Here is a 16058-nt window from a genome sequence, read left to right on the forward strand (position 1 = left end):
GACCCGCTTTGCGACTAGTCCACGCAGACGACGGCGTGGTCTGGGCGGTAGGTCCAGGTGAAGGGATCGGCTGGCTTGGCCACTTCCCCGTCGAGGAAGTAGACGGTGCGAGTGTTCGTGATCGTGAAGCCGTTATTGCCCCGCGCAGACTCCACGCACTCGGGGCTACTGACCTCGCGAGAGCCTGCAGCGACGACGTTGTACTTGCCGCTGCTTGAGGTTTCGACCTTGTAGTGAGGAGTCGACCAGATGTCCACGTAGATGCGGTTGTCCTGGACGTATGAGTTCAGGATCGCGGCGTACGGGGTGTCGTTGCGGAAGCGCACGTTGGTGGAGTTCTCGTAGATGGTCGACTCCCGGCCAGCGGGATAGCGGTCAAACCACACGGAGTGCGGACGGAACTGAAGAATCTCGTAACCTGCAAAGTAGGCGGCGTTGTAGGACGTCGTCGCCATCTGCGACAGGCCGCCGCCCACTCCCTCGGTGTGGATTCCGTTGACCAGGATTCCGGAACTGTAGTAGCCGTTCGCGAGAGTGATCGGGCTCAGCGTGTTCCAGAGGTTGAACTCTTCACCTGGCATGAGCACCGTGCCCGACACGAGTTCCGCGCCGCGCGCGAGATTGCGTGTGCGGATACTGTCCCACGTCAAGGGCGTATCGAACGACGCTACGATCTGCTTGAAATCGTCGACAGGCAGTTCTTCGCCTTCAGGGGCAGCGGACGTCACCTCGTAGGGAATTGCCGACGTGTGGGCAGCCTGTGCGGCAGCGTGGACGACGCGCTCCCCCAGCATGTCCACGTTGATCGCTCTGCCGGGCTGGCCTTGCTCGGTGACGATCTGATGCGCCGCGTCAAAGCTCGCGCGAGCTCCGCGTGCCTCGCTGTTGAGCGTCGGCTGTTCCGCGAGTATTTGGGCCGCGAGGGCCTCCCCGTCCACGACGAGACTCAGTTCTCCGTCGGCGGTGTCGACGCTGGCGAACTCAGCCCAACGCTCCGGCTCCAATTCAATGTGGCCGTTTGGGCCCACGAGCGTCACCGGCGCAGCGAAGAGCTGATTGTTGACCTCGGCTTGAAACTCAAGCGCTTCGACTCGAGGGATCTCGGGATAGGTGACCTCGGCGGCTGCTTCGAGAGTCGCGGTGGCTGGCCAAGATTCGGCGATGATGTCCACCGTCGCTTCGCGGTCCACATCGATCGAAGGCGTGCCTCCCTCGACGACCACTCGCGCGCCGTCGAGAGCAACCTCTGCGTCTTGCGCACGGCGATCCAGGAAGTCGGCCGCCTCGGCCACGGCGCCCGCCAGTTCAGTTCTGTCGGTCACCACCACGGGGTCGATGGAACCCCCGCCATTCAGGTGAGCCAGCAAGCGCCTTGGGTCGAGCGTGAAGCCAACGAGTGCCTCGTGGGTTGCGGACGCATCCATCCGGAGCCCGGCCTCGCTTGGCAGCAACTCGGCGGCGACACCCGCGGCGTCGAGCCGGATTGCTGACGCGTTGACCTCCTGGGCCTTCGCTTCGAGCGCATCCCGTGCCTCGCTGGCAGAGAGGCCGCCGAGCTCGAGGTCGAGCACTGTCACGCCCGACGCGACCGACTGGGTCGCCCACGCTTGGGCACCGATGTACGCGGCAATCAGCAGTGCCGCAAGGACTCCGAGAGCGGCCAACGCACGGTGCCGTTTGGGGGCGTGGGCGGGTTCGGGTTCGGGCTCCGGTGCTGGCTCAGGCTCGGGTTCCGGTGCTGGCTCAGGCTCCGGCTCAGGCTCGGGTTCCGGTGCTGGCTCAGGCTCAGGTTCCGGTTCCCGTTCCGGCTCAGGCTCAGGCTCCGGCTCAGGCTCAGGCTCAGGCTCGGGCTCCGGCTCAGGCTCCGGCTCAGGCTCCGGCTCCGGCTCCGGCTCGGGCTCCGCCTCGACCTCATCCCGGCCCGCGGCCAGAAGCTCCGCGGGAACCGGCACAGCCTCGAGAGGGGCGCTCTGGCGCGCAGGCCCAGGGTCCTCCAACGGTCGGATGACATCCTCGACGCGCACCTCGCCAAAGAAGGAGGCGTTGGGCGCAACCACCGTCGGGGGCATCGGCGGCATCGGCATGCTGCGCCGCTCCGGCACCACTCGCGTCGCCCTCGGCGGCTGCGGTACGGCGCGCGCGACCAGGTGACGGTGACCGTGCCGGCGACGTCGCCTGTTCAGTGCCGCGACATCGCGGGCAAGAATAAGCCGCCTACGGCGTGACATCGCGGCCCACGAAGACGCTCCTAGGCACGGCTGCCACGATCGCTACCGCGATCGTTCCACCGTAGAGCCAGAGTCTCCCGCGCAGATCGTCGGCCACCAAGTTTGACCCCCCAGGTCCAGTTGACGCGTACACCGCAGCCATGACCCCCCATGCCGCGGCGTACGCAATGAAGCCTGCCCATGCCTGCCATGCCTTCGCGAAGACCCCCACGAGGACCACCACGAGCAGACCGATCGCCACCCCGCCGTAGCCGAGGGAGCGATGCGCTCCCACCCCCACGGTGGCCACCACGACCCCGAGCAGGGCAAGCGCGGTCACCGACAGCACCCTCACGAACATGGTCATCAGGATAGGCGACGACGACGCGGTTGGCCTTCGTTTGCGCCGCAAGGCGCCATAGTCACGCGTTCTGGCGCTTGGCCCGAGAGGCGGCACGCCCGCGCTCGGTCTGGTCCAGGATCACCTTGCGGATGCGCACCTTCTCAGGAGTGACCTCGACGCACTCGTCGTCGCCAGCAAACTCAAGCGACTCTTCGAGCGTGAGACGGCGGGGAGGGCTCAGGGTCTCCAACTTCTCGCTGGTCGACGAGCGAATGTTGTCGAGCTTCTTTTCCTTGCAGATGTTGACGTCCATGTCCTCTGAACGCGCGTTCTCACCCACGACCATGCCCTCGTACACGTCCTCGGTGGGCCCCACAAAGAAGGTGCCGCGAGAGTCGAGGTACGTGAGCGCGTTGGTGGTGACGACGCCTGCGCGGTCGGCCACGAGCGATCCGGAGGACCGATACTCGATGGGCCCGGCCCATGGCTCGTAGCCGTGGGAGATCGACGACGCGATGCCTGTTCCGCGCGTATCAGTGAGGAACGTGGACCGGAAGCCGATCAGGCCGCGCGCCGGGACGATGAACTCCATACGAACCCAGCCGGTGCCGTGGTTCGCCATGGACTCCATGCGGCCCTTGCGCGATGCCAGCAACTGGGTGATCGCGCCAAGGTGCTCCTCGGGAACGTCGATCGTCATGTGTTCCATGGGCTCGTGAACCTTGCCGCCCACTTCACGCGTGACCACCTGGGGCTTACCGACGGTGAGCTCGAAGCCCTCGCGACGCATCTGCTCGACCAGGATGGCGAGCGCGAGTTCTCCCCTGCCCTGCACTTCCCACGAGTCGGGGCGTTCGGTAGGCAGCACCCTGATGGACACGTTTCCGACGAGTTCCTTGTCGAGACGGTCCTTGACCTGGCGCGCGGTGACCTTATGTCCCTTGACCCGACCGGCCAAGGGAGAGGTGTTGATGCCGATTGTCATCGAGATGGCGGGGTCGTCCACCGTGATGAGCGGGAGCGGCCTGGGGTCGTTGACATCCGTCAGGGTCTCGCCGATGGTGATGTCTTCGATCCCTGCGACGGCGACGATCGAACCAGGTCCCGCCGATTCGGCCGGCATCCGCTCGAGTCCCTTGGTCTCCAAGAGTTCGGTGATTTTGACGGTCTTCATGGTGCCGTCTGCCCTTGCCCAGGCAACCATCTGACCCTTGCGGATCTCGCCGTTGTAGACGCGCAGCAAGGCGAGTCGGCCAAGGAAGGGCGAGGCGTCGAGGTTCGTGACGTGCGCCTGGAGCGGCGCGCCCTCCTCATACGTCGGCGCGGGGACGCGCTCCATGATCGTCTCGAAGAGCGGCAGGAGGTTTTCGCCCTCAGGGAGGGAGCCGTCGGCCGGTTGCGTCAGCGAAGCAATGCCGGCCTTGGCCGAGGCGTACACGACCGGCACTTCGAGCAGCGCGTCAATGTCGAGGTCAGGGACGTCGTCGTGAAGGTCAGAAGCGAGAGACAGCAGCAAGTCGTGAGTCTCGTTGACCACCTCGACGATGCGGGAGTCGGGGCGGTCGACCTTGTTGACGACGATGATGACGGGCAGGTGCGCCGCGAGCGCCTTGCGCAGCACAAAGCGGGTCTGCGGAAGCGGACCCTCTGAGGCATCCACCAGCAGGACGACGCCGTCGACCATGGAGAGCCCTCGCTCGACCTCGCCGCCAAAGTCGGCGTGGCCGGGGGTGTCGATCACGTTGATCGTGACGCCGTCCGGGCCCGCGGAGGCTCCCGTGTAGCGAATCGCCGTGTTCTTGGCGAGAATCGTGATGCCCTTTTCGCGCTCGAGGTCGCCAGAGTCCATGGCGCGGTCTTCCACGTGAGCGTGGTCGCCGTACGCGCCACCCTGTCGCAACATGGCGTCGACGAGAGTGGTCTTGCCATGATCAACGTGGGCGACGATGGCGACGTTGCGCAAGTCGGAGCGCACGGACATAGGGACTTCTTTCATCGATGAGGGGAGGGGCCCAGAAGCGAGCCGCCTCATTCTACCCGTCTGGACGCACTTCAACCCATTCGGGCTCGTGATGCGCGCTCTGCGGCTACCTGAGGGGACCGCTCGGAGTGCTCTCAGGCAAGCGACTCTGGTACGCATGCGTGACGTAGGGAAGGTCCATCACGCCTGTCTGTGCGAGACCCGGCGCACGCGCGAGCACCGCATCGACCTTGGCATCGATCGACGCCCGCTCGTCTTCGTTCGCCGCGATGTAGTAACTGCGCGAGTGCACCATCGCAACGAGTGAGTCTCGCGTGTGCGAGGCCGCCCACTCGAAGCGACGCGACTCGAGCGTCGTGAAGGGTGGGCCGACAGTCGGGCCTCCAGCGACGATGAGTTGTTCGGCCGCCGACGAGTGCATCGCCTCGGTGAGCTCGGCAACCCACGGAACCGACTCGTCGCGAATGTTCCACACCAAGGCCAAGATTCCGCCTGGACGGAGCACGCGCGCCACCTCGCGCGAAGCCTGCTCGACGTCGACCCAGTGCCACGCCTGCCCCAGCACCACCGCGTCGACGCTGGCATCGGGAAGGGGAATCTCTTCCGCAGTGCCGACTCGAGCGTCGATGTCGGGTAACGCCTCATTGAGCACCGCCAACATGGCCGCATCGGGATCGACCGCGACGGGCCGGTGTCCTTGAGCCGCGACCTGGACGGTTAGCTTCCCTGTGCCTGCCCCGAGGTCGAGCACGGTGAGCGGCGCGGTGCCGAGCATCCACGCGACGGCTTCTGCAGGGTAACTGGGACGGCCCTCGCTGTAGGACTGTGCCGCCTCACCAAAACTGGTGCCGTGACCGCCCATTTAGAACGCCACTCGCGCACGGCGTCGGCGCACCGCACGCCTCGCGCTCTCGGGCACAGCCGCGGTCACCAGCGCCGCTGGCATCTGCTCCATGAATCCCATCCTAGGCAGGGCGATCCCCTCCCAGACAAGGCGGTCCAAATGCTTAACGGCCCCGGAGTCTGGCCGATGGGTCGGACGACCACCACCGTAGAAAGGTTCGCCATGGCACTCCTCGCGCCCATTCGCCGCTCCTCAGAGACAGGCAAGAACGCGCTGCTTGAGCGTGCTTCACACCTTCGTGCGAGCATCGACGCTCTCCCTGTGCAGGTTTTCCTGGCGGACCCCCAAGGTGACATCGTCTACGCCAACAAGAATGCGCTCGACACCCTGCGAGAGATCGACGGACCGATTAAGCGTGAGTTTGGCGTCGACGCCAATACGGTGATCGGCAGCAACCTGAAGGCGTTCCACCGCCCGGGGGCCTTCACATCGGACCCCAACGTGTTCCCGCGCACGAGCACCCTCACTTTTGACGACACCACCCTGACGACGATCACCGACCGCGTCGTCGACGAGTCAGGCAAGATGATCGGCCTGGCCGTCGTATGGAACAACGACTCGACCGCGATCCGAGTGCGCGAAGCGTCCGTGGAAACGTCGAGCAGGTTGCTGTCGCTCGGCGACAACCTTGAGGCGCTGACCACCCAATTGACTCTGCAGGCCGCCAACACCGCCGAAGGCGCCCAGACGGCGGCAGCCGCAGTGGAAGAGATGAGCGCCTCTGTTCAAGAGATCGCCAACTCCGCCACGCAGGCGGTGACTGTGGCACGCGAGGCCGTCACGGCCGCAGGCACCGCCTCCGACAGGGTCGCCCAACTCGACACGTCAAGCCAAGAAATCGGCGTCGTCGTCAAGCTCATCACGTCGATTGCCGAGCAGACCAACCTGCTCGCCCTCAACGCCACGATCGAGGCGGCCAGGGCTGGCGAGGCTGGCAAGGGGTTTGCCGTGGTCGCTTCCGAGGTCAAGGAGCTCGCACGGGAGACCGCAGAGGCCACGCAGCGCATCACCGAGATGATCGGCACCCTCCAAGAGGACAGCGCCCACGTCACCACCGCCCTGACGGCGATCACAGACCTCATTCACCAGATCTCGGACGCCCAGACCTCCATCGCGGGCGCAGTGGAGCAGCAAAGCGCCACCACCAACGAGATCTCTCGTTCGGTGAATGACGTCGCACAAACGGCCGAGGCAACGACTCACGACATCTCGGCGATCGTTGACCAGCTCGACATGGTTCACGACGCGTCGAAGGCATTGCGAGAGCTCTCGACCGCGGAGTAGCCGCGGCTGGGGCACCATGGGGCCATGGAGATGTGGCACCTTGCCTTGACGCGCGATTGGGAATCGGCGCTGAGCGCTGGTGAGTATCGGGTGTCAACCCTCGGGGCGACGCTCGACGACGTGGGCTTCATTCACTGCTCGCGACCTCACCAGGCGCCTGGCGTGGCGGAGCGCTTCTACACGCGCGTGTTCGAGCCGCTCAGCATCCTGGTCTTGGATGACGACGCTATGCGTGCCGCAGGCGTTGAGGTGCGCGACGAAGATGCCGGCGGTGGAGAGTTCTTTCCCCACATCTACGGCCCCATTGACCCCTCATTGGTACGCAAGGTGTTGCCCGCGCGCATTGCCGATGGCCAGCTCGTTGTCGAGTGATGGAGAGGCTCTCCCGTGTGGAACGATGACGCCATGGACGTCCTACGCGCGCGCAGTTCTGTGTTCTGGGGTTGGCTGTGTGTCGCACTTGGCGCGGTCTTCGCCGCCGTCGACGTGGTGGGCTCAGGCATCGCCGACGCGCGTGTGGGTGTGGGCGTCGGCGCGAGCCTCGCACTGGCGGGCGTGGCGGTGTACCTAAGGCCAGCCGTGCTGATCGGCGAGGACGCTGTGGCGCTTCGCAACGTCGTCGTGACGGCGACCGTGCCCTTCGCCAGGATCCAAGAGGTCACGATGCGCTGGTCCCTCGAGATCCTGGGAGACGACGGTCGCAAGGCGGCGGCGTTCGCGGCGCCTGCCTCGCGGGGAGCGAGGACGGGCGTCTTCGGCACCGACTCACAAGGCCACGACATCACGGACGACGCCGAGGGCCGTCCCGACCCCACTGGCAGTCGGCTCTATCAAGCGTGGCAAGAGTGGGCCGAGGCCCATCCAGGTGATGCTGACCAGACGACGCCGTCGATCAGCCGCGGTGTGGATCCGGTGGGCGTGGCCTTGCTCGTGGCGGCAGGGGCCGGGCTCGCTTTCGCTGCCCTGCTCTGATCCTCGCGACCGATCAGCTGGTTTTCGCAGGAACCTTTGCGCGACGCTCCATGGGGAAGACCCTGCGTCGCCGTTGCGGGCGGGCAGGCGCGCCGATGCCGGGAACCGCGGTGTCCATGATGGGCGCGCGCTCGCCGAGCTTGACGACCACGACGCCGGTCAGCACGAGCCCTGCCCCTGCCCACTGAATGGGTAGCGGCGTCTGCGCGAGAAGGAACCATGCGAAGCCCGTAGCAGCAACGACTTCCATGAGCGCTACGAACGACGCGAGCCTGGCGCCAAGCATGCGCGTGCCAGCGATCCCGGTGACGTACGCGAGCGAAGCGGAGACGGCGCCAAGCAGCGCGACGACCACCCACCAGGGGGCGTCGAACGGGACAAGTTGGACCGTCTCGGCAGCGAACCTGACAGGCAGCACGCCCGCGATGGCGGCCAGGCCCAGAGCGGCAGCGGCCACGAGCAGTCCCCCCGTGGCCAGCGCGATCGGGGGCAGACCCGTTGACGTGTCGGAGGACACGACGAAGTACACGGACGCCCCAACCATCGCCGCGAGTGCCCAACCGACCCCCACCAGGCTGACGCTCCCTCCACCGACCACGTTGAGGAGCAGCACCATTCCCAGGGCGGCGATGACGGCTCCCACCGCGGTGAGCGGACCCGGCTTGTGCCCCTTGCGCACCCATAGGAACAGCACGACCGCGATCGGCGCGGTGTACTCGATGAGGAGTGCGATTCCCACGTCAAGATGGCCGACCGCGAGGAAGTAGAACAGTTGCGCTCCTGCCACGGCGAAGAGTCCATATGCCGCGACCGTGCGCCAAGCAGTCCGGAGCGCTCCCCACCGACCCCGCATCGCAAGGATGCCTGGAACGAGGAGTACAGCGCTTGCGATGACGACGCGGGCAAGCGTCGCCGCTCCCGCCGTCCAGCCGGTATCCATCAGGCCGCGGGCAAGGCTGCCCGACAGGCCGAAGGAGGCGGCGGATGCCATCGCCAGGCCGAGGCCTCCCGCGAGGGCTGACGGCGGCGCGTCATTGGTCAAAGCGGTCATGGCTCATGACAGTAGACCGCCGGTGGTAATGTGTCAACATGGTTTTTGCAAGTGACACGGCCGAGGCGCTCGAGGCCGCCGTGAGGCTCGCGAACACGGAGTTGGAGCCGGACACACTCACCACGCTCGAGGAACTCGAGGCCTTCTTTGACGAGTTCGGCTACACGGGCTCGCGCCCGACCGCGGGCGACCTCGAGCCGGTACGCGCGATTCGCCACCCGTTACACCTCATCTTCACGGCGACTCGCGATGAAGCAGTGCCGCTCGTCAACGCCATCCTCGAGCAGCAGCGCGCCATCCCCCAGCTGGTGCGTCACGGGGACGTCGACTGGCACATTCACGCGACCACGGATGACCGCCCTCTTGCCGAGCGCATTCTCGTGGAGACGGCGATGGCCATGGTCGACGTGATCCGCGCGGATGAGATGAGCCGCTTCGACCGCTGCGAGAGCGACGATTGCGAAGGGGTGGTCTTTGACCTTTCCCGCAACAGGTCTCGCAAGTACTGCTCCACTACCTGCACGAACAAGGCGGCAGTGGCTGCCTATCGCGCGCGCCAGGCCGAATCGGCCTAGATACCTGGCATCTCGCTTCGCCTAAAGCGAAGAGGCAAGGGAAATAGCCTGCTAAATGGGCTCTCCCCCGAGTTAGGGGTCTCTGTTGTCGCGACACGGCGAGACAACTGTGCCTACCTTGGATTGCGGGTAACAGACCCCAACCTAGGAGGTACAAAATGCCTGAGGCACAATCAACGATTACCGTCGATGTTCCGCTGAGCACTGCCTACAACCAGTGGACGCAGTTCGAGACCTTCCCTTCATTCATGAACGGCGTCGACTCCGTCAAGCAGTTGAGTGACACCTCACTACACTGGGTCGCAAGCCCAGGTGGTGTCGAGCGAGAGTGGGACGCCGAGATCACCGCGCAGGAGCCTGACAGCCACATCGCGTGGCAGAGCGTCGGCGAAGTCAAGCAGAGCGGCCGGGTTGAGTTTGCCGCCGCGGGCCTCGACTCCACCGAGGTCACCCTGACGCTCGACTGGGAGCCGGAGGGCTTTGTCGAAAAGGCCGGAGCGGCCTTCCAGGTGGACGACGCCTACGTTCGCCGGGACCTGAGCGCCTTCAAGGAGTTCATTGAGTCGCGTGGCGGCGCCACCGGCGCGTGGCGCGGCGAGGTCTAGGACTCAAGCACGGTGAGGAGCACCCCTCCCCACACCATCGTCGTCGGCGCTGGGCTCGCAGGGCTCAGCGCCGGCGTCCGACTGGTGGACGCAGGTCACCGCGTCACGATCCTTGAGCGTGAGCAGCACGTCGGGGGCCGGACAGGCAACTGGACAGAAGACGGGATGCCCGTCGAGACGGGACTGCACCGCTACCTCGGCTTCTACGTTGAGTTGCCCCGGCTGCTACGCCACGTCGGAGCCGCGCTCAATGACGTGGTCACGTGGACGGATGAAGTCGAGATGCGACTTCCAGACGGCGGGCCGAGCGCCGTGTATGCCACGTCGCTCATCCACCGCCCGTTCGCATCAATCGCGCGGGGACTCGGCAACAACCACTACGTGGGACTCGGCCAGAAGCTCGCTCTCGCGCGAATGATTGGGGCTGGCGCCCTTGCGTACCTGCGTCACCCCTCTGAACTGGATCACGTGTCGGTCGCCGACTACGCCAGGCGACATGGCGTGGCCGATGCGACGATCAAGCGCATCCTCTACCCCCTGACCGAGGGGCTCTTCTTTGTGCCGCCCGATGAATACTCTGCGCACAACTTCATGGGGATCCTGGTCCCCTACTGGAACTCCGTGATCAAGACGCGTGTCGGCTCGTTCGCGGGTGGCATGACGGACGTCATGTGTGCGCCGATGGCGCGCTACGTCACCGACCACGGCGGGGAGGTCCGCACCGGCGTGACAGTCGAGCGTCTCGCGGGCGGGCAGGTACGCATCACCGGCGTCGTCACCGCGGACGGCACCATCGATGCCGACGACGTTGTCCTCGCCGCATCGCTCGGGCCAGCCAAGAACATCGTGAAAGAGACGCTCGGCGATCATCCCTGGTTCTCCGATATGCAGCGCCTGAGTTCCACTCCTGCCGTGTGCTTTCAGGCCGAACTCGATCGACCCTGCCTGCCGAAGGACCGCGCCACGTTTGGTCCCGGTACGGACTTGGGCTCTTTTGCGGAACAGTCCCGCACCACCTTCAAGGAACTCGACGGGCGGCTGAGTGTCATCATGGCGCAACCCCACAAGTACGTTGACGCGACCGCCGAGCAGCTCACTCCCGTGGTGATCGATGAGGCCAAGCGCCTCGGTATCGGCCTTGAGGGTCGCATCGTCCGCGCCAGCGTCATTGTCATCCCAGACGACTTCTACTCACTCCGGGTGGGCAACGAGCATTTGCGTCCTGCCCAAGAGACGCCCGTACCGGGGCTGGCTCTTGCTGGCGACTACACGAGACAGAAATACCTCGCAACGATGGAGGGCGCCGTCGTCTCCGGCAAGCGCGCGGCCGACGCGGTGATCACTCGCAGGAAGGAAGAACGATGAAAGCAGTGGTGTATCACGGCAAGCACGACTTCCGCGTCGACGACGTCCCGCGTCCGCAGCTGGAGAGCTCGACAGACGCCATCATCCGCGTCACCTCCACCGCCATCTGCGGATCGGACCTTCACCTGTACGACGGCGCCATTCCCGGCATGCTCGACGGCGACATTGTGGGGCATGAGTTCATGGGCGTCGTCGAGGAACTCGGCGATGACGTGACGCACGTTTCTGTCGGCGATCGGGTGGTGGTGCCCTTCGTCATCGCTTGCGGTCAGTGCCAGTTCTGCCAGCGCGAAGAGTTCTCCCTCTGTGACAGGACAAACCCTGCCGCAGAACTGGTCGAAAAGGTCTACGGCCATGCTCCGGCCGGCCTGTTCGGCTACACCCACCTGTTCGGCGGTTACCCTGGCGGCCAAGCCGAGTTCGCGCGCGTCCCGCACGCCGACGTCGGCCTCTTCGCCATCCCCGACGAGATGACCGATGACGACGCCCTGTTCCTCACCGACATCCTGCCCACGGGGTGGATGGCCGCCAAGAACTGCGATATCCACGAAGGCGACGTCATCGCGATCGCCGGTGCCGGGCCCGTCGGCCAGTTCGCCGCCGAGAGCGCGATGGTGATGGGAGCGTCGGCCGTTGCCGTGATCGACCGCGTGCAGGACCGGCTGGACGAGGCCGCCCGGATTCCCGGTGTTGTGCCGATCAACCCGCGCCGCCAGAACGTCCAGCAAGAGTTGCGCATGCTGACGAGCGGCCGGGGTCCCGACGCCGTCATCGACGCCGTTGGCATGGAGGCAGGCGGAGGTGGCGCCATCGGATTGCTTGATCGGGTCAAGCAGCGCCTTCGCCTCCAGACGGGACGTCCTACCGCGTTGAGACCCCTCATCAAGGCCGTGCGCAAGGGCGGACGAGTGTCCATCCCTGGTGTCTACGGTGGCATCGTCGACAGCTTCCCGCTTGGGATCGTGTTCGGCAAGGGTCTCACCCTCACCGGCGGTCAGACGCACGTGCAGGCGTACATACCCGAGTTGATCGACCACATTCGTGCCGGGCGCATCTACCCTTCGCGCATCGTCTCGACTCATCTGCCCCTTGAGGATGCACCGGAGGCGTACGAGCGCTTCAAGGCCAAGGAGTACCTCAAGGTGGTGCTCCACCCCTGACGCCAGGAGGAGTCGGCCGTTACCCTGATGAGTGAATGCGGGCCGCATGCGAGGCAGGCCCGCACCTGGACTCAAGGGAGCACCCATAACCGCAACCCCTGGCGGCGAGTGGACAGCGGCGGAGAGGGCCGCCATGAAGGAGCGCGCCGAGGAGTTGCGCGCGGAGAAGGGCGGCAAGAAGAAGGCCGAGGCTCTCGAAGACTTGATGACCAAGATTGAAGCGATGCCAGAGACCGAAAGGCTCCTAGCCCAGCATGTGCATAGTCTGGTGACGGAGGCGGGCCCCGAGTTGGAGCCCCGCACCTGGTACGGGATGCCCGCCTACGCCAAAGACGGCAAGGTCCTGTGCTTCTTCCAGGCTGCGAGCAAGTTCGACTCTCGCTACTGCACCTTCGGCTTCCAAGACGTCGCGTCGCTCGACGATGGCGCCATGTGGCCCACCGCCTTCGCCCTGACCAGCATCGGCCCTGCGGAACAGAAGGCCATCACCGAACTGGTGAAGCGCGCCTGCAGGTAGTGCCAGTTCGACCGCGGCCTACCGCTCCGGGCGGTAGGCCGTCACCTCGATCTCGATGCTCATCGCCTCGTCGAGGAGGCCAACAACCTCCATAGTGGCGGCGGGCCTGATGCCCTTGAACCATCGTCCGAACACGGGGAAGCATGCGGCCGCGTCTTCGCGTCGCGTGAGCAAGTACCGCACGCGCACCACATCCTCGAGGCCCATCCCCACGGAGCCGAGCGCGGTGGAGATGTTCTGCAATGCCTGTTCGGCTTGTTCGGCGGGGTCGGCAGAGATTGTCATCGTCTCGTAGTCATAACCCGTGGTCCCGCTCACCCAAGCCCAAGGTCCAACGACCACCGCCCTGGAATACCCGATCTCCTGCTCGAACGGCGAACCGGAGCTGATCAGGCGGCGTTCAGTGTCCACGGGGACCTCCTTTTCTGGGACGCCAATGACGGCGAGCGAACACCTAGGCTACCCACGCTGGCGGCCCCTCAAAACCACGTCCCTGCATTCCCGGCGGCGATCGTGCACACCCCTGCCGACCCGCGCCCGCTACGGGTTGTCAGCGCGCTCCGCAACCTGCTCGGCCCACCGCGCCAATAGCCCCGCGACGGCCTCAGGTTGGTCGATGCTGATGTTGTGGCCGGCCCGGTCAAGAACGGCGAAGGTCGCATGAGGAAAGCGCTGTGACAGCACCCACTGATCGTGGAAGCCCACCACCGCGTCCTGCCTTCCGGCCACGATCAGTACGGGCTTGTCGAAGCCTTCGAGTTGCGCATCCGGCAGGGTCGGCAGAGCGTAACGCTGCGCGAGCCGATCCATCGCGCGCTCGTCTGCGGCCCGGACGCCAGGTAGCACGGCGTCCCTGAACCGCTGCCAATTCTCAGGCGACTGAATGACCGCGAGTTCCGCGTAGTCAACCGCGTCGGCCGGATCGAGGGACCGCAATAGTGCGGCGTCTTCGACCAGGACCGCGGGCTCGGGCAGCGTCCGGTGATCGCGTACCGAGTCGACGACGGGGGCAAGCAACGCGAAGCCAAGGCACTGTTCCTTCAGCCTGGCGGCCAGTTCGCGAGTCAGGAGCGCACCCAGCGACGCGCCTACTACTGCGAAGTGTCGTTCACCTAGCAGGTCGCGCGCGGTTGCCTCGAGCCACTCGGCGATCTCGGGCAAGCCGCCGGGGGCGGGCAGAGCGGGAGTACGACCGAAGCCGGGAAGGTCGAAGTGAATCCGCTCCCAACCGCCGATCTGCTCAAAGACGGTATCGAGTTCGAGCAGCATGCGGTGATCCACCCCATTGCCGTGGACAAACAGCACCGGCACGCCAGAGCCTCGCCTCACGAAGTGCGTGCCAGCACCCTGGCTGCCCGGGGCTTGAATCCCTTGCAACGCCGATCGCTCGCTCATTCCGATGCCCCCTTCCTTGTCACGCTCCACATTGAAGCAGACACTGCGCACGCTACGGGCGGGATGGAGCCCGGCCTCGCCCGCTCCATTCCGTACGATGCTCAACGTGAAGTCCTCCCAGCGTCGGCCGGTCGCGTGATGCCACCCCGCTCTCCCCTGCCACAGCGACACGGGCTTGACGCCGCTTGGTTGCGCACGCCCGGTACCTCGCCGGCGGGGGCACCGCCTTGGGCGACGATGGGTGACTTCCTGCTGGACCGGCTGCCCGCCAGAGCGGGCGTCACTGACATGCTGGCGGCTGGGGATTTTGTTGACGAGACGGGGTGCGCGCTCACGGGAGGCGAGGCCTACCGGCCTCATGCCTTCGTGTGGTTCCACCGCCAGCTTGCTCCTGAAGTTCCGGCGCCGCAGCCCATCGAGGTACTGGAGACCCACGAGCGCTTCGTGGTGATCGACAAGCCGCACTTCCTTGCCACGACCCCGCGCGGAGCTCACGTGGTGCAGACCGCCCTGGTTCAGGCGCGCCTCACGCTCGACCTCCCCGAACTCGCACCAGCGCATCGCCTCGACCGGCTCACTGCAGGCGTGTTGGTCTTCACCACTCGCCGGGAGTTTCGAGGCGCCTACGCGGGCGTGTTCCAGTCGGGAGCCGCACACAAGACGTACGACGCCTTGGCTCCGTTTGACCCCGACCTTGAGTTCCCGCAGCACATCTCCAATCGCATCGAAAAGCGACGAGACAGCCTGCAGGCCGAAATCGTGGACGGCGCGCCCAACGCCTCCACCCGCGTGGAGGTGGTCGAGGTGAAGGGCGGGTACGCGCGCTACCGACTGACGCCCGCCACGGGCAAGACGCACCAGTTGCGCGTGCACATGGCGGCCCTCGGCCTGCCGATTCTTGGCGACTCGCTCTACCCGAGCGTCGTCAACGTCGCTACCGACGATTTTCGCGACCCTCTGCAATTGATTGCCAGGTCGCTGAGCTTTGTCGACCCCGTCGATGGAACACCGCGAGAGTTCACGAGCCTGCGTGAGTTGAGGTGGCCGGAGGAACGAGCGTAGACCGCCCCTCGAACGCTCGAGCAAGAACTGCGCCGACGCGCGTGCTCGGGTGGGCTACGGACGGCCGAGCCCGTCAACGAGTAGTTGGATGACGGCATCCGCTTCCGTCCGAGACGCTGACCTCGTCGAAGCGAACGCGATGCCGTGAAGGGCAAGCATCAACGCTCCCGTTGAGACATCGTCGCGGATGTCTCCTGCCTGGATTCCACGTTCCAAGAGCGCGCTGACAGCGTCTTCGAGCTCAACGCCCTCACCAGCGATCGCGCCGCCAGCGGCCTCCGCGAAGGCGGCGAAGGTGCGCCCAAGACCGCGGTGCGTGTACATGTGATCCACCATCTCGCGCAGGAACAGCGCAAGTGCTTCACGGGGGGCATGAGCTTCGGACAGGTCGCGCGCCCTGTCACATAGCGCAGACACTTCTGCACGGTAGACCGCAGCCGCCAGCGCGTCCCTCGTGGGGAAGTGGCGGTACAGCGTCCCTGCTCCCACGCCGGCACGCCGAGCGAAATCCTCGAACGGCACCTCTGTTCCCTCCGCGGCGAAGATCTCGCGGGCAGCGGCGATCAGGGCGTCGCGATTGCGACGGGCGTCGGCCCGTAGGGGCTTGTCCTGGTTCACGGTGTTCCTCGCGCTTGAC

General features: G+C 65.8%; 17 protein-coding genes. 9 read left to right on the top strand and 8 right to left on the bottom strand.

All coding sequences use genetic code 11. The features are described from left to right. Window positions 1-14: 14 nt before the first annotated feature. From LGT36_RS08415 to LGT36_RS08430, 4 genes are all read right to left on the bottom strand, one after another. Window positions 15-2084 (bottom strand): VanW family protein, encoded by a 2070-nt coding sequence (locus LGT36_RS08415; protein WP_248642050.1) that lies wholly within the window; start codon window positions 2082-2084, stop codon window positions 15-17. Between the two features lie 130 nt (window positions 2085-2214). Next, a complete protein-coding gene (locus LGT36_RS08420; protein WP_226264453.1) occupies window positions 2215-2574 on the bottom strand; it encodes a hypothetical protein in 360 nt (119 codons plus the stop codon). Window positions 2575-2629: 55 nt separating this feature from the next. Then, complete coding sequence (typA, locus tag LGT36_RS08425; RefSeq protein ID WP_226095643.1) at window positions 2630-4531, bottom strand: translational GTPase TypA; 1902 nt, start codon at window positions 4529-4531, stop codon at window positions 2630-2632. A 106-nt stretch (window positions 4532-4637) separates the two neighbouring features. Continuing rightward, complete coding sequence (locus LGT36_RS08430; protein WP_226095642.1) at window positions 4638-5393, bottom strand: class I SAM-dependent methyltransferase; 756 nt, start codon at window positions 5391-5393, stop codon at window positions 4638-4640. 204 nt (window positions 5394-5597) lie between these two features. Between LGT36_RS08430 and LGT36_RS08435 the strand changes: the two genes are divergently transcribed. Genes LGT36_RS08435 through LGT36_RS08445 form a run of 3 tightly spaced genes read left to right on the top strand, consistent with a single transcriptional unit; the run spans window position 5598 to window position 7691 of the window. Then, window positions 5598-6719, top strand: coding sequence for a methyl-accepting chemotaxis protein (locus LGT36_RS08435; RefSeq protein WP_226095641.1), 1122 nt, complete (start codon window positions 5598-5600; stop codon window positions 6717-6719). A gap of 24 nt (window positions 6720-6743) precedes the next feature. Then, complete coding sequence (locus tag LGT36_RS08440) at window positions 6744-7091, top strand: DUF952 domain-containing protein (protein WP_226095640.1); 348 nt, start codon at window positions 6744-6746, stop codon at window positions 7089-7091. A 33-nt stretch (window positions 7092-7124) separates the two neighbouring features. Then, window positions 7125-7691, top strand: a complete 567-nt coding sequence (locus LGT36_RS08445; protein WP_226095639.1) for a hypothetical protein — start codon at window positions 7125-7127, stop codon at window positions 7689-7691. Between the two features lie 13 nt (window positions 7692-7704). Here LGT36_RS08445 and LGT36_RS08450 read toward each other — a convergent pair whose 3' ends face one another. Beyond that, a complete protein-coding gene (locus LGT36_RS08450) occupies window positions 7705-8742 on the bottom strand; it encodes a DMT family transporter (protein WP_226095638.1) in 1038 nt (345 codons plus the stop codon). 38 nt (window positions 8743-8780) lie between these two features. On the opposite strand from LGT36_RS08450, the gene LGT36_RS08455 reads away from it, so the two are divergent. From LGT36_RS08455 to LGT36_RS08475, 5 genes are all read left to right on the top strand, one after another. Beyond that, window positions 8781-9317: a CGNR zinc finger domain-containing protein gene (locus tag LGT36_RS08455; protein ID WP_226095637.1), complete on the top strand. Its 537-nt coding sequence runs from the start codon at window positions 8781-8783 to the stop codon at window positions 9315-9317. Window positions 9318-9475: 158 nt separating this feature from the next. Continuing rightward, entirely contained in the window at window positions 9476-9922 is a 447-nt protein-coding gene (locus LGT36_RS08460) for an SRPBCC family protein (RefSeq protein ID WP_226095636.1), read from the top strand. Window positions 9923-9934: 12 nt separating this feature from the next. Then, window positions 9935-11287: an FAD-dependent oxidoreductase gene (locus tag LGT36_RS08465; protein WP_226095635.1), complete on the top strand. Its 1353-nt coding sequence runs from the start codon at window positions 9935-9937 to the stop codon at window positions 11285-11287. After that, window positions 11284-12447: a zinc-dependent alcohol dehydrogenase gene (locus LGT36_RS08470; RefSeq protein ID WP_226095634.1), complete on the top strand. Its 1164-nt coding sequence runs from the start codon at window positions 11284-11286 to the stop codon at window positions 12445-12447. The genes LGT36_RS08465 and LGT36_RS08470 overlap by 4 nt, the downstream gene beginning before the upstream one ends. 133 nt (window positions 12448-12580) lie before the next feature. Beyond that, window positions 12581-12964: an iron chaperone gene (locus LGT36_RS08475; protein WP_226095633.1), complete on the top strand. Its 384-nt coding sequence runs from the start codon at window positions 12581-12583 to the stop codon at window positions 12962-12964. 18 nt (window positions 12965-12982) lie between these two features. Here LGT36_RS08475 and LGT36_RS08480 read toward each other — a convergent pair whose 3' ends face one another. Next, complete coding sequence (locus tag LGT36_RS08480) at window positions 12983-13375, bottom strand: RidA family protein (protein ID WP_226095632.1); 393 nt, start codon at window positions 13373-13375, stop codon at window positions 12983-12985. Between the two features lie 129 nt (window positions 13376-13504). Then, the gene (locus LGT36_RS08485; RefSeq protein WP_226096518.1) at window positions 13505-14359 is read right to left on the bottom strand and encodes an alpha/beta fold hydrolase; all 855 of its coding nucleotides are present in this window, start codon (window positions 14357-14359) and stop codon (window positions 13505-13507) included. Between the two features lie 237 nt (window positions 14360-14596). Between LGT36_RS08485 and LGT36_RS08490 the strand changes: the two genes are divergently transcribed. Then, on the top strand, window positions 14597-15421 hold the full coding sequence (locus tag LGT36_RS08490; protein WP_226096517.1) for a pseudouridine synthase: 825 nt from the start codon (window positions 14597-14599) through the stop codon (window positions 15419-15421). Between the two features lie 54 nt (window positions 15422-15475). Here LGT36_RS08490 and LGT36_RS08495 read toward each other — a convergent pair whose 3' ends face one another. After that, on the bottom strand, window positions 15476-16039 hold the full coding sequence (locus LGT36_RS08495) for a TetR/AcrR family transcriptional regulator (protein WP_226096516.1): 564 nt from the start codon (window positions 16037-16039) through the stop codon (window positions 15476-15478). Window positions 16040-16058 lie beyond the last annotated feature (19 nt).

The sequence above is a fragment of the Demequina sp. TMPB413 genome (assembly GCF_020447105.2).
GTDB lineage: Bacteria > Actinomycetota > Actinomycetes > Actinomycetales > Demequinaceae > Demequina.

Excerpts from the sequence above, each read along its gene's own strand:
- LGT36_RS08415 (WP_248642050.1), bottom strand. The coding sequence starts at position 2,084 with ATGCCGATGCCGCCGATGCCCCCGACGGTGGTTGCGCCCAACGCCTCC.
- LGT36_RS08445 (WP_226095639.1), top strand. The coding sequence starts at position 7,125 with ATGGACGTCCTACGCGCGCGCAGTTCTGTGTTCTGGGGTTGGCTGTGT.
- LGT36_RS08450 (WP_226095638.1), bottom strand. The coding sequence starts at position 8,742 with ATGACCGCTTTGACCAATGACGCGCCGCCGTCAGCCCTCGCGGGAGGC.
- LGT36_RS08470 (WP_226095634.1), top strand. The coding sequence starts at position 11,284 with ATGAAAGCAGTGGTGTATCACGGCAAGCACGACTTCCGCGTCGACGAC.
- typA (WP_226095643.1), bottom strand. The coding sequence starts at position 4,531 with ATGTCCGTGCGCTCCGACTTGCGCAACGTCGCCATCGTCGCCCACGTT.
- LGT36_RS08490 (WP_226096517.1), top strand. The coding sequence starts at position 14,597 with ATGGGTGACTTCCTGCTGGACCGGCTGCCCGCCAGAGCGGGCGTCACT.
- LGT36_RS08435 (WP_226095641.1), top strand. The coding sequence starts at position 5,598 with ATGGCACTCCTCGCGCCCATTCGCCGCTCCTCAGAGACAGGCAAGAAC.
- LGT36_RS08430 (WP_226095642.1), bottom strand. The coding sequence starts at position 5,393 with ATGGGCGGTCACGGCACCAGTTTTGGTGAGGCGGCACAGTCCTACAGC.
- LGT36_RS08460 (WP_226095636.1), top strand. The coding sequence starts at position 9,476 with ATGCCTGAGGCACAATCAACGATTACCGTCGATGTTCCGCTGAGCACT.
- LGT36_RS08485 (WP_226096518.1), bottom strand. The coding sequence starts at position 14,359 with ATGAGCGAGCGATCGGCGTTGCAAGGGATTCAAGCCCCGGGCAGCCAG.
- LGT36_RS08440 (WP_226095640.1), top strand. The coding sequence starts at position 6,744 with ATGGAGATGTGGCACCTTGCCTTGACGCGCGATTGGGAATCGGCGCTG.
- LGT36_RS08420 (WP_226264453.1), bottom strand. The coding sequence starts at position 2,574 with ATGACCATGTTCGTGAGGGTGCTGTCGGTGACCGCGCTTGCCCTGCTC.
- LGT36_RS08455 (WP_226095637.1), top strand. The coding sequence starts at position 8,781 with ATGGTTTTTGCAAGTGACACGGCCGAGGCGCTCGAGGCCGCCGTGAGG.
- LGT36_RS08475 (WP_226095633.1), top strand. The coding sequence starts at position 12,581 with ATGAAGGAGCGCGCCGAGGAGTTGCGCGCGGAGAAGGGCGGCAAGAAG.